The 26,964-nt window shown below is 74.2% G+C and carries 26 protein-coding genes; 3 read left to right on the forward strand and 23 right to left on the reverse strand.

Annotated features, from left to right (window positions below; genetic code table 11):
- Nucleotides 1-15: 15 nt before the first annotated feature.
- From AW271_RS37400 to AW271_RS37445, 10 genes are read right to left on the reverse strand one after another with little or no spacing between them, the layout of a single operon-like run.
- Nucleotides 16-876: an alpha/beta hydrolase fold domain-containing protein gene (locus tag AW271_RS37400; protein WP_062342997.1), complete on the reverse strand. Its 861-nt coding sequence runs from the start codon at nt 874-876 to the stop codon at nt 16-18.
- A gap of 2 nt (nt 877-878) precedes the next feature.
- Entirely contained in the window at nt 879-1,070 is a 192-nt protein-coding gene (locus tag AW271_RS37405; RefSeq protein WP_062343000.1) for a ferredoxin, read from the reverse strand.
- A 16-nt stretch (nt 1,071-1,086) separates the two neighbouring features.
- Complete coding sequence (locus AW271_RS37410; RefSeq protein WP_062343001.1) at nt 1,087-2,268, reverse strand: cytochrome P450; 1,182 nt, start codon at nt 2,266-2,268, stop codon at nt 1,087-1,089.
- Nucleotides 2,265-3,407: an acyltransferase family protein gene (locus AW271_RS37415; RefSeq protein ID WP_062343003.1), complete on the reverse strand. Its 1,143-nt coding sequence runs from the start codon at nt 3,405-3,407 to the stop codon at nt 2,265-2,267. Before AW271_RS37415 ends, AW271_RS37410 begins: the two co-directional genes overlap by 4 nt.
- Nucleotides 3,404-5,008, reverse strand: coding sequence for a dipeptide ABC transporter ATP-binding protein (locus tag AW271_RS37420; protein ID WP_062343005.1), 1,605 nt, complete (start codon nt 5,006-5,008; stop codon nt 3,404-3,406). The genes AW271_RS37415 and AW271_RS37420 overlap by 4 nt, the downstream gene beginning before the upstream one ends.
- Nucleotides 5,005-5,811 (reverse strand): ABC transporter permease, encoded by an 807-nt coding sequence (locus AW271_RS37425; RefSeq protein ID WP_083977789.1) that lies wholly within the window; start codon nt 5,809-5,811, stop codon nt 5,005-5,007. The genes AW271_RS37420 and AW271_RS37425 overlap by 4 nt, the downstream gene beginning before the upstream one ends.
- Nucleotides 5,808-6,746 (reverse strand): ABC transporter permease, encoded by a 939-nt coding sequence (locus AW271_RS37430; protein WP_062343007.1) that lies wholly within the window; start codon nt 6,744-6,746, stop codon nt 5,808-5,810. Before AW271_RS37430 ends, AW271_RS37425 begins: the two co-directional genes overlap by 4 nt.
- A complete protein-coding gene (locus AW271_RS37435) occupies nt 6,743-8,374 on the reverse strand; it encodes an ABC transporter substrate-binding protein (RefSeq protein WP_062343009.1) in 1,632 nt (543 codons plus the stop codon). Before AW271_RS37435 ends, AW271_RS37430 begins: the two co-directional genes overlap by 4 nt.
- 51 nt (nt 8,375-8,425) lie before the next feature.
- Entirely contained in the window at nt 8,426-9,433 is a 1,008-nt protein-coding gene (locus tag AW271_RS37440; RefSeq protein WP_062343011.1) for an LLM class flavin-dependent oxidoreductase, read from the reverse strand.
- Nucleotides 9,430-10,860 (reverse strand): DHA2 family efflux MFS transporter permease subunit, encoded by a 1,431-nt coding sequence (locus tag AW271_RS37445; RefSeq protein ID WP_062343013.1) that lies wholly within the window; start codon nt 10,858-10,860, stop codon nt 9,430-9,432. The genes AW271_RS37440 and AW271_RS37445 overlap by 4 nt, the downstream gene beginning before the upstream one ends.
- Nucleotides 10,861-10,939: 79 nt before the next feature.
- Between AW271_RS37445 and AW271_RS37450 the strand changes: the two genes are divergently transcribed.
- A complete protein-coding gene (locus AW271_RS37450) occupies nt 10,940-11,593 on the forward strand; it encodes a TetR/AcrR family transcriptional regulator (RefSeq protein ID WP_062343015.1) in 654 nt (217 codons plus the stop codon).
- Here AW271_RS37450 and AW271_RS37455 read toward each other — a convergent pair.
- From AW271_RS37455 to AW271_RS37485, 7 genes are read right to left on the reverse strand one after another with little or no spacing between them, the layout of a single operon-like run.
- Complete coding sequence (locus AW271_RS37455; protein WP_062343017.1) at nt 11,588-12,631, reverse strand: alpha/beta fold hydrolase; 1,044 nt, start codon at nt 12,629-12,631, stop codon at nt 11,588-11,590. The genes AW271_RS37450 and AW271_RS37455 overlap by 6 nt on opposite strands.
- Nucleotides 12,628-13,362, reverse strand: a complete 735-nt coding sequence (locus AW271_RS37460) for a 2-oxo acid dehydrogenase subunit E2 (protein WP_062343019.1) — start codon at nt 13,360-13,362, stop codon at nt 12,628-12,630. Before AW271_RS37460 ends, AW271_RS37455 begins: the two co-directional genes overlap by 4 nt.
- Nucleotides 13,359-13,586 carry a hypothetical protein gene (locus tag AW271_RS37465; protein ID WP_062343021.1) on the reverse strand — a complete coding sequence of 76 codons (228 nt, stop codon included), beginning with the start codon at nt 13,584-13,586 and terminating at the stop codon, nt 13,359-13,361. The genes AW271_RS37460 and AW271_RS37465 overlap by 4 nt, the downstream gene beginning before the upstream one ends.
- Nucleotides 13,583-15,436: an HAD-IIIC family phosphatase gene (locus AW271_RS37470; RefSeq protein WP_157555065.1), complete on the reverse strand. Its 1,854-nt coding sequence runs from the start codon at nt 15,434-15,436 to the stop codon at nt 13,583-13,585. The genes AW271_RS37465 and AW271_RS37470 overlap by 4 nt, the downstream gene beginning before the upstream one ends.
- On the reverse strand, nt 15,433-16,455 hold the full coding sequence (locus AW271_RS37475) for a 3-oxoacyl-ACP synthase III family protein (protein ID WP_062343025.1): 1,023 nt from the start codon (nt 16,453-16,455) through the stop codon (nt 15,433-15,435). Before AW271_RS37475 ends, AW271_RS37470 begins: the two co-directional genes overlap by 4 nt.
- A gap of 4 nt (nt 16,456-16,459) precedes the next feature.
- Nucleotides 16,460-16,864, reverse strand: a complete 405-nt coding sequence (locus AW271_RS37480) for an allene oxide cyclase barrel-like domain-containing protein (RefSeq protein WP_062343027.1) — start codon at nt 16,862-16,864, stop codon at nt 16,460-16,462.
- 17 nt (nt 16,865-16,881) lie between these two features.
- Nucleotides 16,882-19,392 carry an RHS repeat domain-containing protein gene (locus AW271_RS37485; protein ID WP_062343029.1) on the reverse strand — a complete coding sequence of 837 codons (2,511 nt, stop codon included), beginning with the start codon at nt 19,390-19,392 and terminating at the stop codon, nt 16,882-16,884.
- Between the two features lie 276 nt (nt 19,393-19,668).
- Between AW271_RS37485 and AW271_RS37490 the strand changes: the two genes are divergently transcribed.
- Nucleotides 19,669-22,365, forward strand: coding sequence for an AAA family ATPase (locus AW271_RS37490; RefSeq protein WP_062343030.1), 2,697 nt, complete (start codon nt 19,669-19,671; stop codon nt 22,363-22,365).
- Here the strand turns inward: AW271_RS37490 and AW271_RS37495 are convergent.
- The 6 genes from AW271_RS37495 to AW271_RS40460 form a co-directional block, all read right to left on the reverse strand.
- On the reverse strand, nt 22,328-23,083 hold the full coding sequence (locus AW271_RS37495) for a thioesterase II family protein (protein WP_062343032.1): 756 nt from the start codon (nt 23,081-23,083) through the stop codon (nt 22,328-22,330). The two genes, AW271_RS37490 and AW271_RS37495, sit on opposite strands and share 38 nt — an antisense overlap.
- Entirely contained in the window at nt 23,080-23,853 is a 774-nt protein-coding gene (locus AW271_RS37500; protein ID WP_062343034.1) for an AfsR/SARP family transcriptional regulator, read from the reverse strand. The genes AW271_RS37495 and AW271_RS37500 overlap by 4 nt, the downstream gene beginning before the upstream one ends.
- A gap of 112 nt (nt 23,854-23,965) precedes the next feature.
- Nucleotides 23,966-24,823: an LLM class F420-dependent oxidoreductase gene (locus AW271_RS37505; protein WP_062343036.1), complete on the reverse strand. Its 858-nt coding sequence runs from the start codon at nt 24,821-24,823 to the stop codon at nt 23,966-23,968.
- Nucleotides 24,824-24,871: 48 nt separating this feature from the next.
- Nucleotides 24,872-25,381 carry a TrmH family RNA methyltransferase gene (locus tag AW271_RS37510; protein WP_062343038.1) on the reverse strand — a complete coding sequence of 170 codons (510 nt, stop codon included), beginning with the start codon at nt 25,379-25,381 and terminating at the stop codon, nt 24,872-24,874.
- Between the two features lie 99 nt (nt 25,382-25,480).
- On the reverse strand, nt 25,481-26,299 hold the full coding sequence (locus AW271_RS37515; RefSeq protein WP_062343067.1) for a universal stress protein: 819 nt from the start codon (nt 26,297-26,299) through the stop codon (nt 25,481-25,483).
- Between the two features lie 13 nt (nt 26,300-26,312).
- Nucleotides 26,313-26,480, reverse strand: coding sequence for a hypothetical protein (locus tag AW271_RS40460; RefSeq protein ID WP_157555068.1), 168 nt, complete (start codon nt 26,478-26,480; stop codon nt 26,313-26,315).
- Between the two features lie 105 nt (nt 26,481-26,585).
- Between AW271_RS40460 and AW271_RS37520 the strand changes: the two genes are divergently transcribed.
- Nucleotides 26,586-26,942, forward strand: a complete 357-nt coding sequence (locus AW271_RS37520) for a YciI family protein (RefSeq protein WP_062343041.1) — start codon at nt 26,586-26,588, stop codon at nt 26,940-26,942.
- Nucleotides 26,943-26,964: the final 22 nt, after the last annotated feature.

Raw genomic sequence — 26,964 nt, forward strand, 5'->3', positions numbered from 1 at the left:
CGGCACCGCCCGCCGTCACGGCCAGAGCCCCCGCTTGAGCGCCGCCAGGTGCTCGATCGCGATCCGTTGTTGCTCCGACGGCAGGTCGGGCCCGCCGAAGGCGTGGTAGAACCCCGGGAAGTTGTGCAGCTCGACGGGCACCCCGGCCTGGGCCAGCCGCAGCCCGTACAGGATGCCCTCGTCGCGCAGCGGGTCGAGGCCCGCCGTGGAGATGTAGGCGGGCGGCAGGCCCGCCAGGTCCTCCGCCCGCGCCGGCGCCGAATACGCCGACGCCGCCGCGCCGCCCAGGTACAGGCGCCAGCTCTCCAGGGCCAGCCCCCGGTTCCAGATGGGCGCGTCGGTCAGGGTGCGCATCGACGCCGTCTCCAGGCGGTCGTCGAGCGCCGGGGTGGCCAGGTGCTGGAACACCAGCGGCGGCCCGCCACGGTCGCGGGCCAGCAGCGCCACCCCCGTGGCCAGCGCCGCGCCGGAGCTCGCCCCGGCCACGCCGAGCCGGTCGGCGTCCACCCCGAGCGCCTTCGCCTCGGCGGCCAGCCATTCGAGCGCCGCGTAGGAGTCCTCCAGCCCGGCCGGATAGGGATGCTCGGGCGCGAGCCGGTAGCCGACCGCGACCACGACGGCGGAGGCGTAGGCCGCCGCCTGCGCCGCCGCCTGGTGGACGTGGTCGACGTTCCCCAGCACGAACCCGCCGCCGTGCAGCCACAACGTGGCGGGCAGCGGCCCGGTCAGGCCGCGCGGGCGGTAGACCCGCACGTGCACCGGCGCGGTGGGCTCGGTCACGTCGACGGAGTCGAACTCCGGCAGCGCGGCCAGCGGCCGCGGTCGGGTTCCGGCGCGGTCGGCGACGGCGTCGGCGAGGGTTCCGCTGATCGGCATGGTCACGCCTCCAGTGACAGGGCCTGAGACGGGCAGAGGTCGAGGATGTCCCGGAAGCGCTGCTCGTCCCCTTCCGGCACCTCCGGATCGAGCACTTCGACCAGCCCGAGCTCGGACTGGTCGAAGCGGTCGGGCGCGGACAGCACGCACTGTCCCGCGCCCAGGCAGCGTCCTTGGTCGGCGCTGATACGCATGTGCGACTCCTGTTGTTCACCAGGTGACGGGCAGTTCCCAGACACCCTGGACGCCGCCGGCCTCCTTGATCGGCAGGTCGGCGAGGTCCCTGGCCAGCCGCAGGCCGGGCAGCCTGCGGAAGAGCGTGCCGAGCGCGATCTCCATCTCGGCGCGCGCCAGGTTCTGGCCGATGCACTGGTGCACGCCGTGCCCGAACGACACGTGGTGCCGCGCGCCCCGGTCGACCGCGAACGCGGCGGGGGACGGGAACGCCTCGCCGTCGCGGTTGGCGGTGGCGATGACGACCACGATCCCGTCGCCCGCCCGCACGCGATGACCCGCCAGGTCGGCGTCGGCGGTGGCGAACCGGGCGATGCCGTCGGCGATGGCCATGTAGCGCAGCAGCTCCTCGACCGCCGTCGGCAGCAGCCGCGCGTCCGACCGCAACGCGGTCAGCTGGTCGGGGTGCTCCAGCAGGGTGACGACGCCGAGCGCGATGGCGCTCGCGGTGGTCTCGTGACCGGCCACGAGCAGCAGCAGCGCGATGTCGACCAGCTCGGCCCGGGTCAGCCCGCCCGTCTCGACCTGCTCGGCGATCAGCGTGTCGAGCAGCCCGTCGCCCGGCTCCCGCTGCTTGCGCTGGATCAGCTCGTCGAGATAGCCCTTGAGCTGCGCGAACGCGTCGGCGCTCTCCTCCAGGGTGGTGCTGCCGGTGACCACCCGCCGCGACTGGTGCTCGAAGAAGGCGTGGTCGGCGTAGGGCACCCCGAGCAGCTCGCAGATGACGATCGACGGAACCGGCAGCGCGAAGTCGGGCACCAGATCGGCGACCGGGCCCTTGGCCTCGATCTCGTCGATGAGCCCGTCGACCAGCGCCTGGATGCGCGGCCGCAGCGCGTTGGTCTTCTTCACGGTGAAGCTCGACAGCAGCATGCGCCGCTGCACGGTGTGCTCCGGCGGGTCCATGCCGATGAAGTTGCGCACCTTGCGCGCCGACTCGAACCGGGGCGCCAGCGCCGGGTAGTGCGGGTGCACCCGGTCGGAGGAGTAGGTGACCGGGTCGAGCAGCACCTGCCGCGCCTCGGCGTGCCCGGTCACCGCCCACACCTCCCGCCCGTTGTAGAGCCGTACCTTGGACACCGGGGCGTAGTCGGCGTATCCGGAGGCGGGCTGGAAGGGGCAACCACGGGCCTGCGGGTATTCCGGCAGAACGGTCATTCGGCCGCCTCCTGGAGGGGCTTCGGCGAAGGGGACAGCGGGGCCCGGTCGCTCCGGGACACGCTGAACCGCTTCACGGCCGGGGTCTCCACGAACGTGAACAGCGCCCAGGCCAGCACCAGCGCGACCGCGAGCGCCAGCACGAGCAGCCCCGCCCCCGCCAGCGGTGTCAGGTCGCGGTCGGCGACGAGGTAGCGGTGCAGGTAGGTGACGGTCAGCCCGTGCACCATGTAGAAGGCGAACGACCACTCCCCGAGCCGCACCAGCGTGCGCCCCCGGAACGGCGACCGGGTCAGATGGAGGTCCGCCTGCGCGGCCGCCACCACCAGCGGCGTCAGCCAGATGGCCGCGGTGCCCGCGATGCCCCACAGGTAGGGCACGTTCGCCTGCACGACGTAGCCGCCCACCGCGATGAGCAGCGCGGGCGCCAGCCCGAGCCGGGGCCACGACCCCTCCAGCGCCAGCCGCGCCGCGACCACGCCGAGCACGAACTCGGCCGCCCGGACCGGCGGGAAGAAGTACACGAACCAGATCTGCTCGAACGACAACGTCCCGTCGGAGATGAACGGCAGCGGCTGCCCGCCGATCAGGTACACCGACACCAGCGGCGCCAGCAGCGTCACCGCCACGAGCGCGCCCGCCGTGATCCACAACGCCCGCGTCGAGAAGCGGTTCAGCAGCCGCAGGATCCACGGGAAGGTGAGGTAGAAGAACAACTCGCACGACAACGACCAGCTCACCGAGTTCATCGTGTTCGGCACGGTGAGGTCGGGGATCCACGCCTGGAGCAGGAACAGGTTGGCCAGGGTGCCGGTGGTGGTGAACGCCTGCGCGGTCAGCAGCATCAGCACCCCGGCCACGGCGAACGTGACGAGGTGGTTGGGGAAGATCTTCACCACCCGCCGCCGCCACACCTTCGGCGGCGTGTCGCCGGGCCGGGCCGACCAGGTCAGCACGAACCCGCTGAGCACGAAGAAGAAGGTGACGCCGTAGAAGCCGGCGCTCTCGAAGACGGGGGTGTCGACGAACTTGGTCTGCCAGGTGGTGTGGAAGGCGAACACGAGCAGCGCCGCGAAGAAGCGCAGCCCGGTCAGCGACGGGAGCCGTGCGCCGCGGGTCTGTTCTGGTGAGCTGGTCATGAGAGTGAGGCTGGCAGCGCGTTATTGGGCGGCTCTAAAGCCGCCCTTACGCGCCGTGGCACCGCGTCCAGCAGCGACCTCGTGTAGGGATGCGCGGGCCCCGCGAACACCTCCTCGACCGGCCCTGACTCGACGACGACGCCGTCCTTCATCACCATCACCCGGTCGCAGACCTCACGGACCACGGCCAGGTCGTGGGAGATGAACAGGGTGGCGAGGCCGAGCTCCTCCTGCAGGCGGCGCAGCAGGTCGAGCACCTGGGCCTGCACCGACACGTCGAGCGCCGACACCGGCTCGTCGCACACCAGCAGCCGGGGCTTGGTGGCCAGGGCGCGGGCGATGGCCACCCGCTGCCGCTGCCCGCCCGACAACGCGGCGGGCCGCCGGCCGAGCAGGTCGGCGGTCAGCCCGACCCGCTCCAGCAGGACCGCCGTGCGGTCGGCGCGCTCGGCGCGGGGCACGCCGGTCGCGGCCAGCGCCTCGCCGACGACGCGCGCCACCGGCCAGCGCGGGTCGACGGCGCTGAGCGGGTCCTGCGGCACCAGCTGGATCGTGTGCCGCCGCGCCCGGCGGGCCCGTTCGGGCACCCCGCTCCAGGGTTCGCCGTCGAGCAGCACCGTCCCCTCGTCGGGCCGGGCCATGCCCAGCACGACGCGGGCCAGGGTGGTCTTGCCCGAGCCCGACTCGCCGACCAGCCCGAGCGTCTCGCCCGGCCGCAGCGTGAAGTCGACGCCCGCCACCGCCGTGCGGCCGGCGAACCGCTTCACCACGCCGGTGACGTCGAGCAGCGGCTCGCCCTCCGGCGGCCGTCCACGGCCGGTCCTGGGCCGGCTGCCCGGCACGGCGGCGAGCAGTTCCTTCGTGTACGCGTGCCGCGGCTCCTCCAGCACCCGGTCGGTCGGGCCGGTCTCGACGATCACGCCGTGCCGCATCACCGCGACCTCGTCGGCCAGCGCCTCCACCACCGCGAGGTCGTGGGAGATCAGCAGCAGCCCGGTGCCCTGCTCCTTCAGCTCGGCGAGCAGGGCCAGCACCCGCGCCTGCACGGCGGCGTCGAGCGCCGTGGTCGGCTCGTCGGCGATGAGGATCCCGGGCTCGGCCGCGATGGCCGAGGCGATGAGGGCCCGCTGGCGCAGCCCGCCCGAGAGCTGGTGCACGTACTGGCGGGCGCGCTCCTCGGGATCGGGCACGCCGACCCGCGTGAGCAGGCCGACCACCCGCTCCCGGGCCCGGCTCCGGGGCACGGTGCGGTGCGCCAGCAGCGACTCGGTGATCTCGGCGCCGATCGGACGCAGCGGGTCGAGGGCGACCAGCGCGTCCTGGGAGACCAGCCCGACGTGCCGGCCGCGCACCCGGCGCCAGTCGCGCGGGCCGAACTCCCGGGCGTCCTCCCCGGCGACGCGCAGTTCGGCGGCGGTGACCGTGGCGGTCGGTCCGGCCAGCCCGAGGAGCGAGCGGGCCAGCGCCGACTTGCCCGAGCCCGACTCGCCGACCAGGGCCAGGCAGCGGCCCGCCTCCAGCCGCACCGACGCGCCGCGCACGGCGTGCACCCGGCCGGCGGCGAACCGGACGTCAAGGTCTGCGGCCTCGACGAGACTCATGAGGCGTACCGTCCCTCGGATCGGTTCTGGGCGTGGCGACCGGCGACGGTCACCGCGATGACGGTCAGGACCAGCAGCAGCCCCGGGAACAGCGCCGCCCACCAGGCCAGATGGAGGAAGCCCTGGCTCTCGGTGAGCATCGCCCCCCACTCGGGCGTCGGCGGCTGCGCGCCCAGGCCCAGGTAGCTCAGCGCCGCGCCCGTGGAGATCGACACGCCGAGCGTGACGGTCGCCAGCACCAGCAGCGGCCCGAACGTGTTGGGCAGCACGTGCCGCAGCACCACCAGCGGCCGGGGCACGCCCAGCCCGATCGCCGCCTCGACGTAGCCCGACCGGCGCACCACGAGCGCCTGCGCGCGCACGACCCGCGCGAAGCCGGGCGCGATGCCCACGGCCACCGCGAGCGTCGCGCCGACCACGCCCTTGCCGGTGATCAGCACCACGAGCAGGGCCAGCAGCAGGCCGGGCAGCGCCAGCAGGGCGTCGGCGACCCGCATCAGCACCGCGTCGCCGAACCGGCCCGACAGCGCCGCGAGCAGGCCCCACACCACGGCGATGAGGAGCCCGCCGACCGTGGCCGCCGCGCCGATGGCCAGCGAGTGGCGGGCGCCGTGCACGACCCGGGTGAAGACGTCGCGCCCGAGCTGGTCGGTGCCGAACAGATGGACGGAGTCGGGCGGCAGGAAGGTGGCGACCGGATCGGTCGCGGTCGGGTCGCCCCCGGCCAGCAGCCCCGGGAAGAGGGCCGCCACGAGGAGCAGCACCAGGAACGCCCCGGCGGCCACGATCCCCACGTGCCTCATATCGCCTGCACCCCCGTCTTCCTGCGCAGCCGCGGGTCGACGACGGCGTACAGGACGTCGACCAGCACGCTGACCGCCACGAACACCACCGCCGACAGCGCCACCACGCCCTGCACCACCGGCAGGTCGCGGTCGCCGACCGCCTGGAGGGTGACGCGCCCGATGCCGGGCCGGGCGAACACGTTCTCCACGATCACCGCGCCGCCCAGCAGGGTGCCGGTGAACCAGCCCGCCATGGTCAGCGCGGGCAGCGCCGAATGGCGCAGGGCGTGCCGGTAGCGCACCGCCGTCTCGGGCACGCCGCGCGCCCGCGCGGTCACCGCGAACGGCTGGTCGAGCGCGGCCAGCAGGCCCTCGCGCATCACCTGGGTCAGCACGGCCGCGATCGGCAGCGCCAGCGTGATCGTGGGCAGCACCAGCGACGCCACGCCGCCGGTCTCCGACACCGGCAACCAGCCGAGCCGGAACGAGAAGATCGTCAGCAGCATGATGCCGAGCCAGAACGACGGCGTCGACACCACCACCAGCTCCACCGCCGCCGCCACCCGGCGCGGCCAGTTCCGCCGCCCCGAGGTGGCCACCGCCACCAGCACCGCCAGGAGCGGCGCCAGCGCGGTGGCCGCCAGCGCGAGCTGCACGGTCGGCCAGAGCTGGTCGGCCAGCACCGTCGCCACCGGCTGCTGGAGCTGGTAGGAGTCGCCGAACCGGAACGTCGCCAGCCGGGCGACGTAGTTCAGGTACTGCACCACGAGCGGCTGGTCGAGGCCGTACTCCGCGCGGATCCGCTCGTGCTGCTCCTCGGAGACCAGCGCGTCGGAGCCGACGACGGCGTAGACCGGGTCGCCCGGGATCAGCTGCAGCACCAGGAAGGCGCAGGTGGCCGCGGCCCACACCACGAGGGCCGCGCTCACCAGCCGGGCCAGCGCACCCCTCACGGGGCCTCGACCCAGGCGCCGTAGAACTCGGGGTGCGCCGAGATGCTCAGCCGCAGGTCGCGCACCTTCTTGCTGGCGCCGAGGTTCTGCGTGTCGACGTAGGTCGGCACCACCACCGCGTTCTCGATCGCCCACTTCTGCGCCTTGGCGTACTCGGCGGCGCGCTGGGCGGGCTCCTGGGCGGTCTGCGCGGCCGTCAGCCACGTGTCGACCTCGGGGTCGGTGACCTGGGCGAAGTTGTGGCCGCTGTTCTTGGACGTCTGGTCGGAGAAGAAGAAGTGGCTCAGGATGTCGCCGTCGCCGCGCGCCCACGACAACTCGACCACGTCGTAGCGGCCCTCGTCGAGCCGGCCGCCGATCTCGATCGCGTCGGTCGAGGCGAGCAGCTCCAGGTAGATGCCCGACTTCTTCAGGTCGCCCTGCACCGCCTGCGAGAACGTGCTCGCCTCGCCGTAGATCGGGGCGACCACGGTGAGCCGCTTGCCGTCCTTGGTGCGGTAGCCCTCGGCGTCGCGGCCGGTCCAGCCGGCCTCGTCGAGCAGCTTGGCCGACAACGCCGGGTCGGGCGGCCAGGTGTTCTCCAGCGTGGCGTCGTAGCTGGCCGGGGTGGTGGGCGAGAGCGGGCTCCAGGCCCGCTGGTAGAGGCCCTGGAACACCGACTTCACGAGCGTGTCGATGTCGATGGCCCGCTGGAAGGCCTGCCGCACCCGCACGTCGGAGAACAACGCGCCCTTGGTGTTCAGGTAGAAGGCGTTGACCGCCCCGGGCACCTGCTTGTCGAGCACCTGGAGCTTCGGGTCGGCTTTGAGCAGCCCGAGCTGGTTGGCCGGGATCGCGCTGGCGGTGTCGACCTGGCCGGAGGTCAGCGCCCCGATCCTGGTGGCCGCCTCGGAGATGAACCGGACCTTGAGGGTCTCGAGCCGCGCGGGGCCGGTGTGCCCGGCGCTCCTGGGCGCCCAGTTGTAGGCGGCGTTCCTCGTGTACGTCCGCTCCTGCCCGCGCACGTAGGCGCCCGACGTGAACGGGCCGGAGCCGACCGAGCCGTCACCGGCGGCGCACAGCTTGTCCGACCCGGCCTTCAGCGTCGCGGGGGAGGCGATGCCCAGCGCCGTGGTGCTGGCCGCCTGGAGGAACGGCACGTAGGGCCGGGTGAACTCGACCTTCACCTGGTGGGGGCCGACCACCGTCACGCCCTTGTACGGCCCGAGCAGCCCGGCCGCGTACTGGGAGTTGGTCTCCTTGGCGGTGATGTGGTCGAAGTTGGCCTTGACCGCCTCGGCGTCGAGCTTGGCGCCGTCGTGGAAGACGACGTCCTCGCGCAGCGTGAAGGTGTAGGTCTTGCTGTCGGGGCTGATCTCCCACTTGGTGGCCAGCCACGGCTCCAGCGCGCCGTCGGGCGTCTGGTAGACCAGCGAGTCGTAGACCGGGCGCTGGAGGAACGAGGTGACGTCCTGCGCGCTGACGTGCGGGTCCCAGCAGTCGGGCTCCTCGTTGACCGCGTGCGTGAGGGCGCCGGAGGCGGCCGGCTTGGCCGCCTGGCCGCCGCCGGCCCCACCGGTGTTCTCCGTGCCGCACGCGGCGAGGGCGATGAGGACGGCGGCCGCCAGTACGGCACGTGATGGAGGCATGGGAACTCCAGATACGTTCGATTGCGATCGTTCGAACTATCGGGAGTGCCGCTAAAGCGGGGCTGAAACCACGATCTCGGCCGCCTCGGCCAGCAGCCGGAACGAGCGCAGCCGGTCGTCCTGCGACGGCACCACGGTCAGCGCCATCAGCTCGTCGGCGCCGGTCTCCCCGATCAGCCGGTCGAGCTTGCCGGCCACCGTCTCGACGCTGCCGATGAGCTGCGGCTCGACGATGGCCCGCACGAACTCCCGCTCGGCCGGCGACCACCGGTGCGCGGCCGCCCGCGCCCCGGCCGGGAACACGTCGAAGTGCGGCGAGGTGCGCATCAGGACCTTGCCGAGCAGGTAGGACGAGGCCGCCGTGAGGGCCTCGTCGTCGGTCGGGGCCACCGTGACCAGCGCCGCGATCAGGGCGCGCGGCCGGTCGAGGTCGGCCGAGGGCCGGAACGCGTCGCGGTAGGCGGCCAGCGCCTGCGCCGTGTCGCGCGGGTTGATCTGGTGCGCGTACGCGTACGGCAGCCCCAGCGACCCGGCGAGCGCGCCGCTGCCGGGGCTCGACCCGAGCACCCACACGTCGGGCCGCGCGTCGGCGGCCGGCACGGCGACGATGCCGGTCGACCGGTCGGCCGGCGCGAAGTAGCCGCGCAGCTCGCCGATCTCCCCGGCGAAGTCGGCCGCGCCCTCGGGCGAGCGGCGCAGCGCCCTGGCGGTGCGCGGGTCGGTGCCGGGGGCCCGGCCGAGCCCGAGGTCGATCCGGCCGGGGTAGAGCGCCTCCAGCGTGCCGAACTGCTCGGCCACCACGAGCGGGGCGTGGTTGGGCAGCAGCACCCCGCCCGACCCGACCCGCAGGGTCGTGGTCGCCGCCGCCAGCCGCCCGGCCAGCACGGCCGGGGCGGAGGTGGCCAGGCTCGTGGTGTTGTGGTGCTCGGCCACCCAGTAGCGCAGGTAGCCCAGCTCCTCGGCCTTCGGGGCGAAGGCGACGGTGTCGGACAGCGCCTGGGTGGCCGATCCGCCCTCGAAGACCGGGACGACGTCGAGAACCGATAAGGGCAGGGTCATGACAGGGCTCCTTCGGAGGGGGCCGGTTCGGCGACGGGCCCGGCGGGGGCCGCCTCGGGCTTGCCGGGGAGCAGCAGCCCGGCCACGAAGACCACCGCCGCGGCGGCCACCGGCCACCAGAAGGCGTCGGCGAAGGTCGCGGGGGTGGGCGCGGTGTGCGCGCCGCCGCCCTGGAGGATGAGCGCGACGACGGCGATGCCGAGCGAGGCGCCGATCTGGTTGAGGATGAAGACCGCGCCGGTAGCCCCGGCCACCGCGTCGCCGGGCACCGTGCGGTAGACCGAGCCCATCGTCGGCGCGCCGACCAGGCCGAGGCCGAACCCGGCGGCGAGCTGGGCCGCGGTCAGCAGCAGCTGCGAGGTGCCCGCGTCGGAGCCGGTGAACACCAGCGCGCCCAGCCCGATGAGCAGCGCGCCGACCGGCACCAGCCGCCGCGCGCCGAGCTTGTCGGCCAGGTTGCCGGCGACCGGCATGCCGACGAGCGTGCCCAGCCCGAGCGGGGCCAGCAGCAGGCCCGAGGCCAGCACCGACTCGCCGCGCACCTCCTGGTAGTAGAGCGGCAGCAGGAACAGCAGCGAGAACAGGCCGCCGCCGATGAGGAACATGGTGGTCACGCTGGCGCTGAAGCCCTTGCTGCGGAACAGCCGCAGGTCGAGCAGCGGCGTGCCGCGGGTGCGCAGCGCGTGCACGACGTAGGCCGCGAACAGCGCCAGGCCGACGACCAGGCCGATCACCACCGATGTGCTGCCGAAGCCCTCGGCCCCGGCCCGCGACAACGCGAAGACGAGCGCGGCGAACCCGGGCGAGAGGGTGAACACGCCGATCCAGTCGAGCGGCGCGTCGGCCCCGGGCGGGTCGGCCGGCAGCACGACGACGGCCAGCACGATCGCGGCCAGCGCGAAGGGGATGTTGACCAGGAACATCCACTGCCAGCTGAGGTTGTCGAGGATCAGGCCGCCGACGATCGGGCCGACGACCGGGCCGAGCGTGATCGGGATCGAGATGAGCCCCATGACGCGGGCGATGCGGGCCGGACCGGCCGCGCCCGCGACGACGGTCATCATGATCGGGTCGACCATGCCGCCGCCGAGGCCCTGCAGGATCCGGAACGCGATGAGGCTCTCGGCGTTCCAGGCGAAGGCGGAGAGGGTCGACCCGGCCAGGAACACGGTCAGGCCGAGCAGCCACATGCGCTTGGCGCCGAAGCGCACGGTCGCCCACCCGGCCAGCGGGATGGCCAGCGCGACCGCGAGCAGGTAGCCGGTGGTCACCCACTCGATCGTGGCCAGGGTCGCCTCGAACTCGGCGGTCAGCGTGCTGATCCCGACGTTGACGATCGTCGCGTCGAGGTAGGACATCATCCCGCCGAGCACCATCACGCCTATCAGCGTGAGCAGCGCGCGGTCGAGCCGGACCGTGCCTGACATGACAACTCCTTTGAACCGGGGAGACAGTGAAAATGAACTGGTGAGTTCAATTACCTGCCTGGGACGGTAGCATGGCGAAATGAGCGTTGGCGACACCGAGAAATCGACCTCCGACCGAGGGCGGCTGGACAAACGCCGGGCCATCGTGGAGGCCGCGCTACGGGTGTTCGCCCGCGTCGGCTACGCGCAGGCGAGCCTCGACCTGATCGCCGCCGAGGCGGGGGTGGCCAAGCCGACCATCTACAACCACCTCGGTTCGAAGGAGAACCTGTTCCGCCACGTCATGACCGAGACCGCGGCGCGGGCCAACGGCAAGACGATGGAGGTCCTGGAGTCGTTCCCGGGCGAGGCCGACGGGCTGCGCCCCGGCCTCGAAGACGTCGCGGGCAAGCTGGTGGCCTGCTACACCGACGAGCAGTCGCAGGCCGTCCGCCGCCTCCTCTACGCCGAGGCGGTGCGCTTCCCCGACCTGTTCGACCAGGTCAGGGCGAGCGGCCCCGACCAGTTCATCGAGGCGCTGGCAGGGCGGCTGGCCCGGCTGGCCAACGCCGGCCACCTGCGCATCGAAGACCCGGTCAGGGCGGCCAACCAGTTCATCGCCCTGGTCTACGAGGAGCTCCCGACGCTCAGCACGTTCGGCTCCCGGCCCCTCGACCAGAAGGACGCCGAGAAGGTCGCCGTCGCGGGGGTCGACACCTTCCTCCGGGCGTTCGGCTCCTCGGGCGGGTCATGAGGCGTACCGGAGCTTCGAGAACTCCTTCGTGAGGGCCACCCGCTGGGGCCCGAAGCCGCCGTGGATGCGCAGCACCGACAGCAGCGTCCAGAGCCGGGTCTGCGCGAACGACGACGGCGCGCCGTGCACGTCGTCGTGCTCCAGCACCCGCACCCCGCGCACGCGTTCGCGCAGCAGGGCGGCGTCGGCGGGCGGGATGATCTCGTCGCGCAGGCTCGTCACGTGGGCGACCGGGATCCGCAGCGCCGACAGCTCCTCCGGGGTCAGCGCCCAGTCGCGGATCAGCGGGTAGACCTTGTCGCGGTCGGCCCCGGTGAGGTGGGCCAGCGTGTCGGTGGTGACCCCGGGCACGTTCGCCTGCCAGGTCTCGTCGACGAAGAAGTGGCGCAGCGGCGCGCCCGCGCCCACGACGCCCCTGATCCGGTCGTCGTGCAGGGCGGCGCGCAGCGCCAGGTGGCCGCTGAAGCTGAGCGCCAGCAGGTAGCTCCTGGCGGTGTCGGCGCGGCCCTCGACCGCGTCGAGCAGGGCGGGGAAGAACCGCCAGGCGTCGGCGTCGTAGGGCACCGGGTTCTCGCCGACCCGCGGCATCTCGGTGACGATCCCGGCGAAGCCGAGCGCGTCGAGTTGCGGCAGCACCGCCGCCCACTGCTCCTTGACCGAGATGATTCCGCCGGTCAGCACCAGCAGCGGCCGGGGCTCGGGGGCGTCCAGGCCGACCGTCCAGCCGGGGGCCGGGCCCTCCAGCGGCCGGATGTCCGGGAAGCCGGCCCGCCAGCGGTCGAAGACGGCCCGGCTGCGCGCGGCGGCCTCCTGCCGCGCCGGGCCGTCGGCGTAGGGGAAGCGGGCCATGATGTAGTGGGCGTTGGCTTCCAGCAGGCGGTCGTCGGCGGCCAGCCGGTCGCCCTCGGCGCTCCACTCGCGCACCCACGCGTCGTCGTCGTGGACGCGGCCCAGGATCGCGGCCGAGTGCTCGGGCGGCAGGCCCTGCGAGCGGGCGTGCGCGACGACGTAGTTCTTCAGCTCGTCCAGGTCGGTCATAGGTTCTCCAGGGCCTCTTTCACCTCGGTCAGCACGTCGGCGGCCTCGGCGCCGTCGATCACCCGGTGGTCGAACGCGAGGCTCAGCCGCATCACGGGCGCGACGGCGGGCGTCCCGTCGCGCACCACGACCCGGTCGGTGATCCGGCCGACGCCGAACGTGGTGGTGGTGCCGCCGACCGAGTGGAAGGAGTCGACCGCCCGGTGGCCGAGCGAGGTCACCGCGAACGTGCCGGTCAGGTGGGGCCGCAGGCTCAGCGACGCGGCCGCTTTGCGGAATCTCCGCCGGCCGAGGGCCCACGGCGCGGCGTGCAGCCGCCGCACCCCCTCGAAGTCCTTCAGCTTCTCCGGGTCGCCGTGCCGCACCCGCGTCAGATGGGCGTGGACGTCGGCGAGGGCGGCCTCCTGGAGATTCGGCACGACCGTGCCGAGCACCACCCGCCGCCCGTTGAGCGTGCGGTCGAGGGTCACCTTGCCGCTGACGAACGGATAGCGGGCCACCCTCGGCCGGAACCGTCCCTGGATCGCCGCGTTGGCCTCCGGGTGCTTGGCCAGCACCCGCCCGGCGGCGTGCAGGACGTAGGCGGTGATCGCGTGGCCGTGGACGGCGCGGTGCGCCAGCACGGCGGTCATGTCGACCTCGGTGTCGAGGAAGACCGGTGAGAAGTCGCGGATGACCTCCAGGAAGAACAGCGTGTGCCGCCGCTCCCGATGGGGCGGGACGCCGGTCATGACGTGGTCGCCAGTTCGTAGACCGCCACCAGGCTGGGGGCCTCCAGCACCCGGGCGAACGGCACCGGCCGGCCCGTCCGGCGTTCCAGCAGCGTGCAGAGCGTGAGCAGGTGCACCGAGTCCCACGCGTCGACCGTGTCGAGCGACCGGCCGAGGTCGTCCTCGGTGACCGGGAGGGCCAGCTCGTCGCGCAGCAGCGCGACGTACTCCTCGACGGAAATCATGGGTGTCGTCCTCCGAAGTCGGCGCTGAGGCGGATGTGCGGCACCGGCTCCGGCGGCCGGGTCAGGTCGTGCCGGAACTCGGCCCCCGCCTCGTCGGCGTGCACGGTCGCGAACCCGGCCTCCGGATAGAAACCGGCCACCCTGCCGTTCTTGGCGGTCCGCCGGTAGGCGGCCCGCACCTCGCGGGCGGCCGAGGCGCGGGCGTGTTCCAGCACCGCGCCCAGCACCGCCTGTTCGATGCCGCGCGCGAACACCCGGCAGCTCAGCAGGAAGTTCTCCACCCGCAGCACCGCGCCGTCGCGGCGCAGCAGCACCGCGCCCACCAGGCCGTGCTCGCCGAACCGGTCGGCCGAGGCGATGGCGAGCACGCGGGCGTCCGGGTCGTCGGCCAGGTCGCGCACCTCGGCGGGGGAGAGCCGCCGGGTGGTCAGGTTGAACTGGTTGGTGCGCAGCGTGATCTGGGAGACCCGGTCGAGCTGGGCGGGGTCGGCGGGCGCGAGCCGCACCTCGGTGCCGAGTTCGGCCAGGTAGCCGTCGAGGGAGTCGAAGCCCTCCAGGAAGCCGCGCCGGGCGTCCTCCTCGCGGTAGCGGGCCGGGCGGGCCCGGTCTTCGGAGGTGAGCCGGGGCACGTCGAACCAGCCGTCCCGCAGCAGCGCCGCGACGTGCAGCGCCGGTTCGGCGGTGAGGTCGACCACGGCGACGCCGGGCAGTTCGCGCCGCACGAGGCCGCGTTCGAAGGGGCTGTCGTCGGCGAACACGAAGCTGTCGACGGCCAGGTTGAGGTCGGCGGCGAGCTCGGCGAGGTTGTCGTGCTTGGGCCGCCAGTTGGCCCGCACCTGCACGAAGTCGCCGTCGCGCAAGGTCATGCCGGGGTGGTCGCGCAGCACCCCGGCCACCGGCTCGGGGTCGTTCTTGCTGACCGCCGCCACCAGCACGCCCTGCGAGCCGAGTTGCCGGACCACCCGCTGGAACCGGGTGAACGCCTCGCCCCGGTAGCCCTCGGCCACCTCGATGCCCTCGGGCCCGGCCTCGCCGAGCACCCCGCCCCAGACGGTCTCGTCGAGGTCGAGCACGAGCACCTTCTTGGCGAGCCCGGCGGCCTGCCGCGCCAGGTGGCCGACCTCCCGCGCGTACGCCGCGAGCAGGTCGTCGGTCAGGTGGGCCTTGGCGTAGACGCTCTGCCGGGGGTCGCGGGCCCGGATCCCCTCGGCGAGCAGCGGGTCGAGGTCGACGACGGCCACCTCGGGCCGGTCGAGCCGCAGCAGCCGCGCGTTGGCCTCCCGCCAGGCCGCGCCGAGGGCGGCCCGCTCCCGCCGGTCGAGCAGCTGGGCGGTCAGCTCGCGGGGCAGCGGGAGCGTGTTGAGCACCAGCGTGGCACCGCGCGCGGTCGCGGCGAACGTCGCGGCGAGCTTCTCGATCAGCGTGACCTTCGCGTCGAGCACCCGGGCCGCGTCGTCGGCCCGCCAGGGCGGCGGCAACTCGGCGGCGACGATCCCGGGGTCGAGCACGGCCAGCGCGAACGCCGGGCCGCCGGCCTTCCCGAGCGTGGTGTAGAGCTCGCTCGCGGGGTCGGCCAGGTCGCGCACCCAGGCGTCGAAGTCGGCGAGCGCGACCCCGGCCAGCAGGCCGTGCCGGGCCAGTTCCACCGCCAGCGCCGGGCGCAGCGCGGCCAGGGTGCCGTGGCCGGTGACGTACAGGGAGACCACGGGCGTGGCCGGATGGGCGGCGAGCACCTCGGCGGGGTCGAGCCGGGCCAGGAACCTCCCGGCGCGCGGCAGCGCGTCGTCGGGCAGCTCCGCCAGCAGCCCCCGCACCGACGGCCATTCGGCGGCGGGCGGCAGCTCCGTCACGACGCGACCCCTTCCAGCGCGAACCCGGCCTTGATCCACTTGCTCGACTCGATCGACACCCCGATCGCCCGATCGCCGGGGGACAACGCGGCCAGCGCCCGCTCCAGCTGCAGGAACACGATGGCGTTGCCGCAGTTCCCGGCGTGGTCGACGACGGAGACCTCGCGGGCGGCGGGCAGCGCCAGCCGGTCGGTGATCAGCCGAGTCATCCGGCCCGACAACTGCGGCGGCAGCACCAGGTCGACGTCGCGGTCGGTCCAGCCGACCGTGCGCAGCAGTTCGAGCAGCACCTCCTCGGTCATCTCGGGCACGTGCTTCTCGATCGCCTTGTAGTCCTCGGTCGCGGCCGGGCGGTCGTCGTGGCGGTCGGCCGGGCCGAACCACTCCAGCACCGCGCCGGGCTCCCGGCCCAGGCCGACCAGGCGGGTGAACAACGCCCGCACCCGCGCCGACCCGGGCCGGGCGTCGGCCGACACCACGGCCGCGCCCGCGGCGTCGCCGAACAGCACGTAGTTGACCAGCTCGGCCGGGGCCGCCCTGGTCAGGTCGCGGGTCACGTCGTAGAAGCGGGCGATGACGTCGCCGCCGAGCACCAGCACCGTGCGGGTCTCCCCGGCCAGCAGCAGCTGCCGGGCCACGTCGAGCACCTGGACGGCCCCCGAGCAGCCCGACTGCAGCTGGAAGGTGCGCACCTGGTCGATGCCTAGCCGGTCGGCCACCACGTTCACGGTGGCCGGCATCAGCCGGTCGGGGGTCGCGGTGCCCAGCACGACCGCGTCCACCTCGCCCGCCGTCACGCCCGCCGCCGCCAGGGCGCGGGCCCCGGCGTCGGCGGCCAGGTCGGCCAGGGTCGTGGTGACCTTGCCCGACTCCAGGTCGAGCGCGAGGTGGCGGGCGTCCGTGCCGATGAACGCCGCCACCCACTGCTCCCACAACGCGTCCATGCCGAAGCGGCGGGCCAGCGCGGCGTTGTCGACGGGCGGGCCGGGCAGCGCCGAGGCGGCCGAGAGGATGTGCATCGGCTCAGCCGGCGAGCAGGATGCGCGCCTCTGCCGAGGCCCGCACGCCGGTCATGCGCCAGGTGCGGAACCCGGTGAGGCCCTCGTACCGGCCGCCGGTGCCGGTGGCCGGGTAGTAGACCCACTCGCTGGTCCGCACGTCGTTGAAGTCGGCCCAGCCCTCGGCGTGGATGGTGCCGTCGGTCAGCGTGATGTCCTCGGTGTAGTAGGTCATCAGGCCGCCGTCGCCGGGGCGCACGTACTCGATGCGGAACGAGCCGTGGGAGGTGCCCAGGAGGGTGCCGTCCTCGTCGTAGATCTCGTCGTCGAACGTGCCGGTCTGCCCGATCTGCGGGTCGGCGACCGTGACGTCGTCGACCACCTTCACCACGATCTCCTTGGGCGCGCGGATCACGATCTGCTCGGCCATGATGAGGTCCTCTCTCGTCAGTCCAGGGAAAAACGGGCCGGGGGTTCGCCCGCGATCAGGGGGATGCGGTCGCCCGCGCACTCCGGCAGCGGAGGCTCCGGCGGGCCCGGGAAGAAGCGCTCGACCGGGTGACCGGCCAGCACGGCCCAGAAGTCGTGCCGGGCCGGGGTTCCGGTGTTGACGGGGTCGTTGTCGCGGAAGGTGTAGGGCGCGTAGGCGCGGCGGCGCGGGTCGGGCTGGGTGAAACGGCCCCAGTAGCCGTTGTAGAGGTGGTCGTCGAGCACGTGCGCGCTGCGCAGCAGCTGGTAGGCGCCCAGGAACCGCAGCGGGTTCAGGGCGGCGGCCGGGCCCTCGGCGGTGACCGCGCCGTGGGGGGTGTAGCGGTAGCGGGCGGTGATCTCGCCGTCGGGGCCGACCAGGGCCAGCACCGAGCCGCGGTGGTCGGTCACGATCCAGTGGTGCTGCCCGCCGGGGGCCGTCAGGGCGATCGGCGTGCCATCGGGAAGGCGCACCAGGTCGGTGGGCGCGCCGTCGTCGACGACGCGGAGCAGCCCGAGCTCCGACCAGGTCAGCACGTGGGTGACGGTCCGGCCGTCGACGGTGGTCTCGGTGATGCGACGGGGGGTGCGCTGGTCGAGGCCGTCGTAGGAGACGTCCACGACCCGGACCCCGCCGAAGACGCCGGTGAGGGTCTGGCGGGTGGGGCTGTAGGCGAACGAGCCGGTCGGGTTCACCTCCTCGACGAAGTCGCCCGCGCCGTCGTAGGTGAACTCGGTGTCGCCGAAGCGGGTCACCTGCCCGGCCGCGTTCAGCGTGAAGGCCACCTGGCCCAGCCGGACCAGGTTGTTGGCGCGGTCGTAGGCGTACTCGGTCTCGCCCGCCCTGATCAGGCGGCCGAGGCCGTCGTAGGCGTGGTCGACGGTCTCGCCGTCGAGTTCGGCGGTGCGCAGCAGGCCGCCCTCGTAGGCGTACCGGGTGGTCAGGCGCGGCCGCCCGTCGGGGCCGCGCACGGTGAGCGCGGTGCGGCGGCCCGACGCGTCGTGCTCGATCTCCTGTACGGCCGCCCCCAGGTCGACCCGGACCAGCCGGCCGGCGGCGTCATGGGTGAGCCGGGCGACGTGCCCGGCCGGGGTGGTGACCGTCGCGGGCCGCCCCTGCTCGTCGTGGGTGTAGGACGTGGTGCCGCCCTCGGTGGTGACGGCGAGCAGGTCGCCGTCGGGGGAGTGTTCGTAGCGCACCTCCTCGTCCGGCTCGCCGTCGGCGGTGCGGACCGACCGGCTGATCCGGGGACCGCGGCCGGTCTGGGCCCACGTGTGGGCCCGCGACCAGCCGGGGCCGGAGCGGCGGGTGACCCGGCCCAGGCCGTCGTGGGAGAACGCGGCCAGGACCGTGCCGGTCGCCTCGTCGACGACCTCGGTCAGGCGGCCGGCCGGGTCGTGCCGGTAGCCGACCGTACGGCCGTCGCCGCCGGTGACGGCGGTGACGCGCGACAGGCCGTCATAGGCGTACCGGACCGGGCCGAGCGGCGCGGGCGGGGTGACCGAGGTCAGGTTCCCGGCGGCGTCGTAGCCGAAGGAGGTGGTGTGGCCGTTGCCGTCGGTGCAGGTCAGCAGGCGGCCGTGCACCGGGTGGTAGGTGCGGATGTCGAGGGGTTCGTCCCGGCCGGGCACCAGGGCGCGCACCGGGCGGCCCTGCTCGTCGGCGTCCAGCCGCAGTTCGCGGCCGGCCGGGTCGCGCAGGACGGTGCGCGGCCCGTACTCGGCGCGGCTCTCCTCGCCGGTCGGCAGCCGCAGCGTGGTCAGCCGCCCCTCGGGGTCGTATTCGCGGGTGACAGTGTTGCCGAGGGAGTCGGTCTCCTCGTGCAGGAGGTCGTCGCCGGTCCAGGCCCAGCGGCGGCCGTCGCCGAGCCCGGTCAGCCGGCCCTTCTCGTCGAACTCGTGGGTGCTCACCCGCCCGGCGGTGTCGGTCACCGTCGTGCGGCCCGGGGAGTAGGCGAAGGCGAGCCGGCCGCCGCCCCAGTCGAGCCCGGTCACCGCCCGGCCCTCATAGGTGAAGGTCAGCGTGCCGCCGGCCGGGTCCTCGACGGCGGTCAGGCGGTCGTCGTCGTCCCAGCGGAACAGGGTCGCGGCCCCGGCGGCGTCGGTGTGCCGGACGGGGCGGCCGGCCAGGTCGTACAGGAAGAAGGCGCCCTGCGCCCCGAGCGGGTCGACGATCTTCGTGATCAGGCCGCCGGTGTCGAGGTGCAGGGTGACGACGCGGCCCTGGTCGTCGATGACGACGGGTTCGCCGGTCCGCCCCCGCGTCGGCGCGGGGTCGAGCCGCCAGCCCGGGCCGAGCCCGGCGTCGTGCCGGGAGTCGCCCCGGTACTCCCGGACGAGCCGCAGATGGGTGCGGGCGCCGGCGACCACCAGGTCGAGCCGGCGCACGACCGGCGTGCCGTCGCGCAGGTCGACCAGCACCTCGGCGGAGTCGCCGAGCGGCACGCGCCGGACGGCGTGGCGGGCGTGGACGTCCCGGAGTGTGGACACAGGCTGCTCACCCCTCGAATGGGCCGGATCGGCGAGCCTCATCTTTGGCCCCGCTTCTAAAGCGCCACTTAACGCCCCCAGAATCCGGTTCGCGGCAGTTTGCCGGAATGTGTCGTGCCCGGTCAGCGGGCGAACGGGCGTCGTCGCGGCGATTCCGGGCGGTGCCGAAACGTGGATTCTGATGGTGCGTTAATCGGGCTGGCCGCGATGGTTGGTTATGCTATTCCCTAATTCCAGTAGGTTTTGTATAGAAAACCTGGGGAGGCTTCCGCGAAGATGACGGTCACCGTTCGTGCTCATGAGATCCGGCGCCCCGCCCTCGTCAGAGACCTGGAGTTCGACCGCCTGACCCATCTCGTCCGGGCCGCGCGCGACCGCCACGGCCGGGTCGCCGAACTGACCGGCGACCCCGGCGCGGGCAAGTCGTGGTTGCTCGGCGGCCTCGCCGGGGAGGCCCGCCGCGACGGCGTCACGGTGCTGGCGGGCCGCTGCTCCGAAGCGGGCGCCGAGCAGCCCTTCCACCCCTTCCTCCAGGCTCTGGCCACCTGGCGCGGGCCCGGCGGCCGCATCGTGCCCGCCGCCGCCGCGCTGATCGACGTGCTCGGCTGCGCGGGGGAGGCCGAGACCGCCTCGTTCGCCGGCCGCCACCGGCTCTTCGTCACGGTGCGCCGGGGGCTGGCCGACTGCCTGGCCGCCGCGCCCGGCGACGTGCTGCTGCTGCTCGACGACGTCCACTGGGCCGACCCGATGTCCGTCGCGCTGCTGGAGATGCTCATCCGGCGGCCCGTCGACGGCCCTCTGACGACCGTCGTCGCGCACCGCCCGCGCCAGTCGCCGGTCAGGCTGCGCTCGGTGCTCGACCTCGGCGGCGTCGCCTCGGTCGCGCTCGGCCCGCTGAGCCACGGGCAGTCGGCCCTGCTGCTCGACGGCGTCGACCTCGCCGCGGTCCGGGGCCTGCATGACGACGCGGTGGGCAACCCCCTCTACCTGACGGCGCTGGCCGGCCTCCCGGCCGACGACGGCGGCCCCTGGACCCGCGGCAGCCTCGGCGCCCGGCTGCTGGCCGAGACCGAGCCGCTGCCGGGGGAGGCCCGGCTGGTGCTCGACGCCGCGGCCGTGCTCGGCGACGTCGTCGACGTCGTCGCGGTGGCCGCCGTGGCCGTGGTCGACCGCGACGTCGCCTGCCGGGTGCTGACCGAACTCCGGCGGCGCGACCTGATCCGGCCCGTCCCCGGCAGCCCCGGCACCCTCACCTTCCGCCACCGGCTCGTCCGGCTCGCCCTGTACGCCGCCGTCGACCCCTGCTGGCGGTCGGCGGCGCACGGCAGGGCCGCCCGGCACCTGTCGGCCACCGGCGCGCCGCCCGCCGAGGTGGCCCGGCACGCCGAACGCTCCGGGATCCTCTCCGCCGACCCCGGGCTGCTGACGGCCGCCGTCCACGACGCGCTGCGCAACGGCCGTCCGGCGGAGGCCGCCCACTGGGTGAGCTCGGCGCTGCGGGCGCACCGCGCCCACGGCGGCGAACCCGGCCCCGAGTCGTGGCGGCCGGTCGTCCGGGCGCTGGCGGCCACCGGCGACGCCGCCGGGGTGCGCGAGCTGGCCCGGCAGGTGCTCGGCGGCCCGGCCGGGGCCCGCTCCGTCGCCTTCCTGTCGTCGGTGACGGCCGCGCTCGGCGACGCGGGCGAGGCCCAGGCGCTCGTGCTGGCCGAACTGACCGCGTGCGGTGACGCCGACCCGGCCGCCCGCGCGCTGCTCCAGGTGCAGGCGCAACTCGCCAAGGTGCTGGCCGGGCAGGTCCCGGCGCGTGCCGACGTCGAGGCGCTGGCCAGGAACGCCGCGTACGAGGACGACCTCACCGGGGCGGGCCGGCTGGCCCTGCTCGGCATGTGCAGGGTCATCGGCGGCCACCCCACCGGGGCCGCCGAACCGCTGCGGGCCGCCGCCCGGCTCCTCGACGGGCGGGAGACGCCGGCCGGCTCCCGCGAGGCCGCGCACCTGCTCGTGCTGGCGTGGGCCGAGGCCCTCATGGGCTGGTACGACCAGGCCCGCGCGCACGCCGAACGCGCCCTGTCGGGGGCCCGCGAACGCGGCGAGGCCCACCTGATGGCCCCGCTGCTCGGCACCCTGGGCTACGTCCACTACCACCGGGGCCGCCCGGCCGACGCGCACGCCGTCTCGCTGGAGGCCCGGTCGGTCGCCCACCGCATCGGCCGCGACGACCACGTCGGCCTGGCCGACGCGCTGATCGCCGCCTCCTGGGCCCGGCTCGGCCGCCCCACCCTGCCGACCGGCCGCGGCGACCACCTCGTCGCGGCCAGGACCCCGATCAACGCCCTGCTGTTCGCCGAGGCCGCGCTGACCGGCGGCGAACCCGGCCGCGCGCTGGCCGTGCTGCTCCCGCACGAGCCGGAGCCGGGCGACCTGCCCGAGCAGGTGCCCGAGCCGGTCCAGGTCTACGCGGCCTGGTGCTACGAGCTGCTGGCCGCCGCGACCCTGCGCGCCGACGACGGCCCGCCCGCCCGCGTCGCCCGCTGGGCCGAGGCCGCCGCCGACGCCGCGCTCGCCGTCGGCCTGCCGGAAGCGGCCGGATACGCCCTGCTCGCCAAGGGCCACGCGCTCGCGCACGCCCGCCGGTGGGAACCGGCCGCCCGCTGCTACGAGGACGCGCTGGCCCTCCTCGGCGACGGCCCGCCGGGCGGCGCGCGGGCCCGGGACCTCGCGCGCGCGGCCGTCCACCAGGCGTCCCCCGGCCCGCAGGCCGGGCTGAACGAGCTCACCTCACGGGAGCGGGAGGTCGCCGACCTGGCGGGCGAGGGGCTGAAGACCAAGGACATCGCCGAACGGCTGCGCATCAGCCCCCGCACGGTCGACGTCCACCTCAACCGCATCTACGCCAAGCTCGGCGTCGGCTCCCGTGCCGCGCTGGTGCGCCTGCTCAGCGTGTCGGAACCGGCCGGACCAGGTCCGCGATGAGGCGGGCCTTGCCCGGCGCGTCGTCGGCGACGAAGAAGTGCCCGCCGGGGAAGACCCGCAGGTCGAACCCGCCGGTCGTGTGGCGCCGCCAGGCCGCCACGTCGGCGACGGGGGCCTCCTCGTCGTGCTCGCCGGCGAAGGCCGTCACGGGGCAGGAGACCGGCGCGCCCGGCGTGTCGCGGTAGCCCGCCAGGGCCCGGTGGTCGGCGCGCAGCGCGGGCAGCACCAGCTCCAGCACGTCGGGGTCGGTGAGCCGGTCGGCGTCGGTGCCGCCCAGCGCCCGCACCCGGGCGACGAGCGCGGCGTCGTCCAGCGGCTCGGGGGAGGGCCGCCACCGCGAGGGCGCGCGGCGGCCCGACAGGATCAGCCGGGCGGGCGCGCCGCTCCTCCCCTCCAGCCGGACGGCCACCTCGTAGGCGAGGGAGGCCCCCATGCTGTGCCCGAGGAACACGCGGGGCCGGGCCGCCGGCCGGCCGAGCACCCCGGCCAGGCGGTCGGCCAGGTCGTGCAGGTCGGTCGCCGCCGGTTCGCGGTGGCGGTCCTGCCGGCCCGGGTACTGCACGGCCAGCGTCTCGACGCCGGGGGCCATCAGGGCCGAGAGCGGATACCAGTAGGCCGCCGCGCCGCCCGCGTGCGGGAAGCAGACCAGTTCGGCCGGGGCCGACGGGGCGGCGTGGTAGCGGCGCAACCAGACGTCGGCGGTCGACTGGCCGGTCAACTGGCCGCACGCAGGTCGAGCAGGGCGTCGGAGGTCAGGATCGCGTGGTGCAGCCGCCGCAGCGCCGGGCAGGGCTGCACCCCGAGCTCGGCCTGCAGCACCTGCTGCGCGGTGCGGTAGACCTGCAGCGCGTCGGCCTGCCGCTCCGACCGGTAGAGGGCCAGCATGAGCTGCCGGTAGAACGACTCCCGGAGCGGGTGCTGGGTGATCAGCCCGTTCAGCGGCCCGATCACCTCGCGGTGCCGTCCGAGCGCCGTGCGCGCCTCGATCGAGAGCTCCAGGCAGTCGAGCCGCTCCTCCTCCGCCCACGCGGCGAACGCGGCCAGCACGGGCCCGTCGGGCAGCTGGTCGAGCACCGGGCCGCGCACCAGCCGCAGCGCCTCCTCGAACTGGGCGAGCGCCTCCTCGTACCGCCCGGCCTGCAGGCACATCCGGCCGTGGGCGACGGCCCGCTGGAAGTCGGCCACGTCGTACTCGGCGTCGCGCAGCCGCAGCACGTAGCCCGACGAGCGGGTGACGATCGTCTCCCCGTCGCCGTGCCCGGCGGCGGCCAGGAACTTGCGCAGCTGCGAGATGTAGACGTGCAGCGCCGCCGAGGCCCGCTGGGGCGGCGACTCCCCCCACAACTCGGTGATGAGCTGCTCCTTGGTGGTGACCCACTCCGCCCTGACGAGCAGGATGGCCAGGGTCGTCTCCATCTTCGGAGCGCTGAGGAAATGGGACTCCCGGCCGTCGGACACACGGAGCGGCCCAAGCAGTTCGTAACGCATCGGCACCTCTGGCGGCAGTGGACTGATGCCTTCCACCCTGTTCGGCCGGGCCGCTCCGCACATCAGCGAAACTACGTATATCCCCTAAAAACCTACGTATTTTGTAGGGAAATCAGAACAGGGCGGCGGCCGCGCTCTCCAGCGCCGCCAGGTGCTCGTCGACGGTGCGCAGGCCCGCGTTCATCGTGTTCACGCTGACGTGGGTCGCGCCGTGCTCCCGCCACCGAGCGGCCGTCTCGGCGAGCGCCTCCTGGTCGGGGGTCCACCGGAGGCGGCCGTCCATGCCGATGGCGGCCGGGTCGCGGCCCGCCTCGGCGGCGGCCGCTTCGACGGCCGCCTTCGCCTCCGCCAGCTCGGGGCCCGGCGCGAACTGCGGGAACCAGCCGTCGGCCAGCCGCCCTGCCCTCCGGTACGCCGGAGCGGACTGCGCGCCGAACCACACCGGGATCGGCCGCTGCACCGGCAGCGGGGCCAGCCCGGCCCCCGTCACCCGGTCGAACCGCCCGTCGAAGCTGAGCGAACGTTCGGTCCAGAGCCGCCGCATCAGCTCGACCTGCTCCTCGATCCGCCGCCCCCGGGTCGAGAAGTCCTGGCCGAGGGCCTCGTACTCCACCCGGTTCCAGCCCAGCCCCACCCCGAGCCGGAACCGGCCGCCGGTGAGCAGGTCGACCTCGGCCGCCTGCTTGGCCAGCAGCGCGGTCTGCCGCTGCGGCGCGATGATGATCGCGGTCACCATCTCGAGCGAGGTCAGCGCCGCGAGATAGCCGAACAGCACCATCGGCTCGTGGAAGGCGGTGTCCACGTCGTAGGGGCCGTCCCATCCCTCGTGGACGTCCGGATCGGCCCCCAGCACGTGGTCGTAGGCCATCACGTGGGTGAAGCCCAGCTCCTCGACCCGCTGCCCGTAGGCGCGCACCGCGCCGACGTCGGGGCCGATCTCGGTCTGGGGGAAGACGACGCCGATCCGCATGTCCGCTCCTTCTGATGGCCTGATACCGATCATCATTCCGCGATCGGCTCAGGCCATGCCCGCCAGCTTGTAGAGCACCAGCGACCCCGCCACCGCGACGTTGAGGCTGGCGCCGGTCCCGATCATCGGGATCTCCACCACGTCGTCGAGCAGGTCGAGGGCCTCGGGCGGGATGCCGTCGTGTTCGTGCCCGAGGACGGCGACGGTCGGCTGCCGCGCCATCGGCAGGTCGGCCAGCCTGATCGCGTTCTCGGCCAGTTCGACGCCGAGCACCCGTGCCCCGGCCGCGCGCCGTTCGGCGAGCCACGGGAACGGCTTCACCCAGTGCACGCAGGCCGGCTGCCGCAGCGTGTCGCCCCGGGCCAGCGCCTCGGGCACCCACGGCAGCCGGGGCACGGCCAGGCAGGCGCCCACCGCGTCACAGGTGCGGAGAAGAGTGCCCAGGTTGACGCCGTGCAGGGGCCAGAGCGGGGCGGCGTAGAGGTGGCCGAGACATCCCGGCGAGCGGCGGCGCCTACGGGCGCGGAGATCCTTGGAGGTCCGGATCCGCACGCTCATGGCATCGTGGTGTGCTCATCCATGTGAAGGGCGCTTCATCGGCACGCCCGGGCCATCGAAGAAGATCGAGGAAGGTCGAATCCGAATCGTACCGAACCGTCAGCGCCCGCGCACGACGGCGATCGGGCAGGGCGCGACGTGCAGCAGGGCCTGGCTGACCGATCCCAGCACCATGCCGGCCAGCGGGCCGCGCCCGCGCGATCCGACCACCAGGAGCCCGGCCCGGTCGGCGGCGTGGCGCAGGACGTCGACCGGGCTGCCCTCCACGACCTCCGTCCGCACCCGGACGTCCGGGAAGACCTCCCGGCGGCCCGCCAGGGCCTCGGCCAGGGACCGTTCGCCCGCCTCCGGCCCGCCCAGGGGGTCGCGCCAGTTCCACGCCGTGACGGCGCGCAGGTCCGCGTCGCGGAGGGCGGCCTCGCGGAAGGCGAAGTCGAGCACCGCGGTCTGCGCCGCCGACCCGTCGACGCCGACGACGACCTCCGGCCGGGGATCGGCCGCCGAGGCCCGCACCACGACCACGTCACAGTGCGCGTGCCCGGCCACGCCCAGGGCGACCGACCCGATCAGGAGGCCGCGCAGCGACCCCATGCCCGAGTCGCCGACGACGAGCAGGTCGGCGTCCTCGGAGACGTCGATGAGCTCCCGCCGGGGGTCGCCGCCCAGCAGGGAGGTCTCGACGACGACGTCACCGGCCACCCGCCGGGCGGCGCCCGCCGCCTCGGTCAGGGCGGTCTTGCCGCCGTTGCGCATCCACGCGCCGATGTCGGCGACCGCGCCGGTCGGCCCGTCGTGCAGGCACCACGCCGGGACGACGCTCACGAGCCGGAGCGGCACCCCGCGCACACCCGCCTCCCGCGCCGCCCACTCCACCGCCAGCACACCGGGACGCAGCCCGTCGACCCCCACGACGATCATGGGGTCCATGTGATCACACCGGGGCGTCGTCCTCGCGCACGCCGCCCGGCACCCGGTGCGTCACCACCACCGCCGCGAGGAACGCCCCGCTGACGACCTGCTGGAACGACGACGACAACCGGGCCGCGTTGAGCGCCCCGGCGAGCCCCGACACCAGACAGACCGTGATCTTGGTCCGCACGACCGGCCGACAGCACGTGGAGCCTCGCGGCTTCCTGGGTGCCCATGTAGAAAACTCGTCGGCGGCTCCGACTCGTCATCGGAAGCACACCGAAGGAGAGACGACATGAAGTTCCTCTTGATCATGCACATGAACCCCCGCCTCTGGGACGGCCTCACCGAGCAGCGGCGCCAGGAGGTGATGGCCGGCCACGGCGACTTCATGGAGGCCATCACCAAGTCGGGCGAACTGGTCGGCACCGCAGCGCTGGCCGACCCGTCCGAGAGCGCCGTGGTCAGCGTCCGGGGCGGCATCCCGGTCGTGACCGACGGCCCGTTCCTGGAGACCAAGGAGCTCTTCGGCGGCTACTACCTGGTCGAGGTCGAGAACCGGGAGCGGGCGCTGGAACTGGCCGCCCTCATCCCGGACGCCCACGTCGACGGCATGGGCATCGAGGTGAGACCGGTGGTCTTCGCGCAGTGACGCCGAAGAGGGCCTCCCCTCC

It is taken from the genome of Herbidospora sakaeratensis (assembly GCF_001570525.1).
Classification (GTDB): Bacteria; Actinomycetota; Actinomycetes; order Streptosporangiales; family Streptosporangiaceae; genus Herbidospora; species Herbidospora sakaeratensis.

Bases quoted from the DNA above. Each gene is read 5' to 3' on its own strand.
- AW271_RS37400 (WP_062342997.1), bottom strand. From the start codon at position 876: ATGCCGATCAGCGGAACCCTCGCCGACGCCGTCGCCGACCGCGCCGGA.
- AW271_RS37405 (WP_062343000.1), bottom strand. From the start codon at position 1,070: ATGCGTATCAGCGCCGACCAAGGACGCTGCCTGGGCGCGGGACAGTGC.
- AW271_RS37410 (WP_062343001.1), bottom strand. From the start codon at position 2,268: ATGACCGTTCTGCCGGAATACCCGCAGGCCCGTGGTTGCCCCTTCCAG.
- AW271_RS37415 (WP_062343003.1), bottom strand. From the start codon at position 3,407: ATGACCAGCTCACCAGAACAGACCCGCGGCGCACGGCTCCCGTCGCTG.
- AW271_RS37420 (WP_062343005.1), bottom strand. From the start codon at position 5,008: ATGAGTCTCGTCGAGGCCGCAGACCTTGACGTCCGGTTCGCCGCCGGC.
- AW271_RS37425 (WP_083977789.1), bottom strand. From the start codon at position 5,811: ATGAGGCACGTGGGGATCGTGGCCGCCGGGGCGTTCCTGGTGCTGCTC.
- AW271_RS37435 (WP_062343009.1), bottom strand. From the start codon at position 8,374: ATGCCTCCATCACGTGCCGTACTGGCGGCCGCCGTCCTCATCGCCCTC.
- AW271_RS37440 (WP_062343011.1), bottom strand. From the start codon at position 9,433: ATGACCCTGCCCTTATCGGTTCTCGACGTCGTCCCGGTCTTCGAGGGC.
- AW271_RS37445 (WP_062343013.1), bottom strand. From the start codon at position 10,860: ATGTCAGGCACGGTCCGGCTCGACCGCGCGCTGCTCACGCTGATAGGC.
- AW271_RS37450 (WP_062343015.1), top strand. From the start codon at position 10,940: ATGAGCGTTGGCGACACCGAGAAATCGACCTCCGACCGAGGGCGGCTG.
- AW271_RS37455 (WP_062343017.1), bottom strand. From the start codon at position 12,631: ATGACCGACCTGGACGAGCTGAAGAACTACGTCGTCGCGCACGCCCGC.
- AW271_RS37460 (WP_062343019.1), bottom strand. From the start codon at position 13,362: ATGACCGGCGTCCCGCCCCATCGGGAGCGGCGGCACACGCTGTTCTTC.
- AW271_RS37465 (WP_062343021.1), bottom strand. From the start codon at position 13,586: ATGATTTCCGTCGAGGAGTACGTCGCGCTGCTGCGCGACGAGCTGGCC.
- AW271_RS37475 (WP_062343025.1), bottom strand. From the start codon at position 16,455: ATGCACATCCTCTCGGCCGCCTCGGCGCTGCCCGGCCCGCCCGTCGAC.
- AW271_RS37480 (WP_062343027.1), bottom strand. From the start codon at position 16,864: ATGGCCGAGCAGATCGTGATCCGCGCGCCCAAGGAGATCGTGGTGAAG.
- AW271_RS37490 (WP_062343030.1), top strand. From the start codon at position 19,669: ATGACGGTCACCGTTCGTGCTCATGAGATCCGGCGCCCCGCCCTCGTC.
- AW271_RS37500 (WP_062343034.1), bottom strand. From the start codon at position 23,853: ATGCGTTACGAACTGCTTGGGCCGCTCCGTGTGTCCGACGGCCGGGAG.
- AW271_RS37505 (WP_062343036.1), bottom strand. From the start codon at position 24,823: ATGCGGATCGGCGTCGTCTTCCCCCAGACCGAGATCGGCCCCGACGTC.
- AW271_RS37510 (WP_062343038.1), bottom strand. From the start codon at position 25,381: ATGAGCGTGCGGATCCGGACCTCCAAGGATCTCCGCGCCCGTAGGCGC.
- AW271_RS37515 (WP_062343067.1), bottom strand. From the start codon at position 26,299: ATGATCGTCGTGGGGGTCGACGGGCTGCGTCCCGGTGTGCTGGCGGTG.
- AW271_RS37520 (WP_062343041.1), top strand. From the start codon at position 26,586: ATGAAGTTCCTCTTGATCATGCACATGAACCCCCGCCTCTGGGACGGC.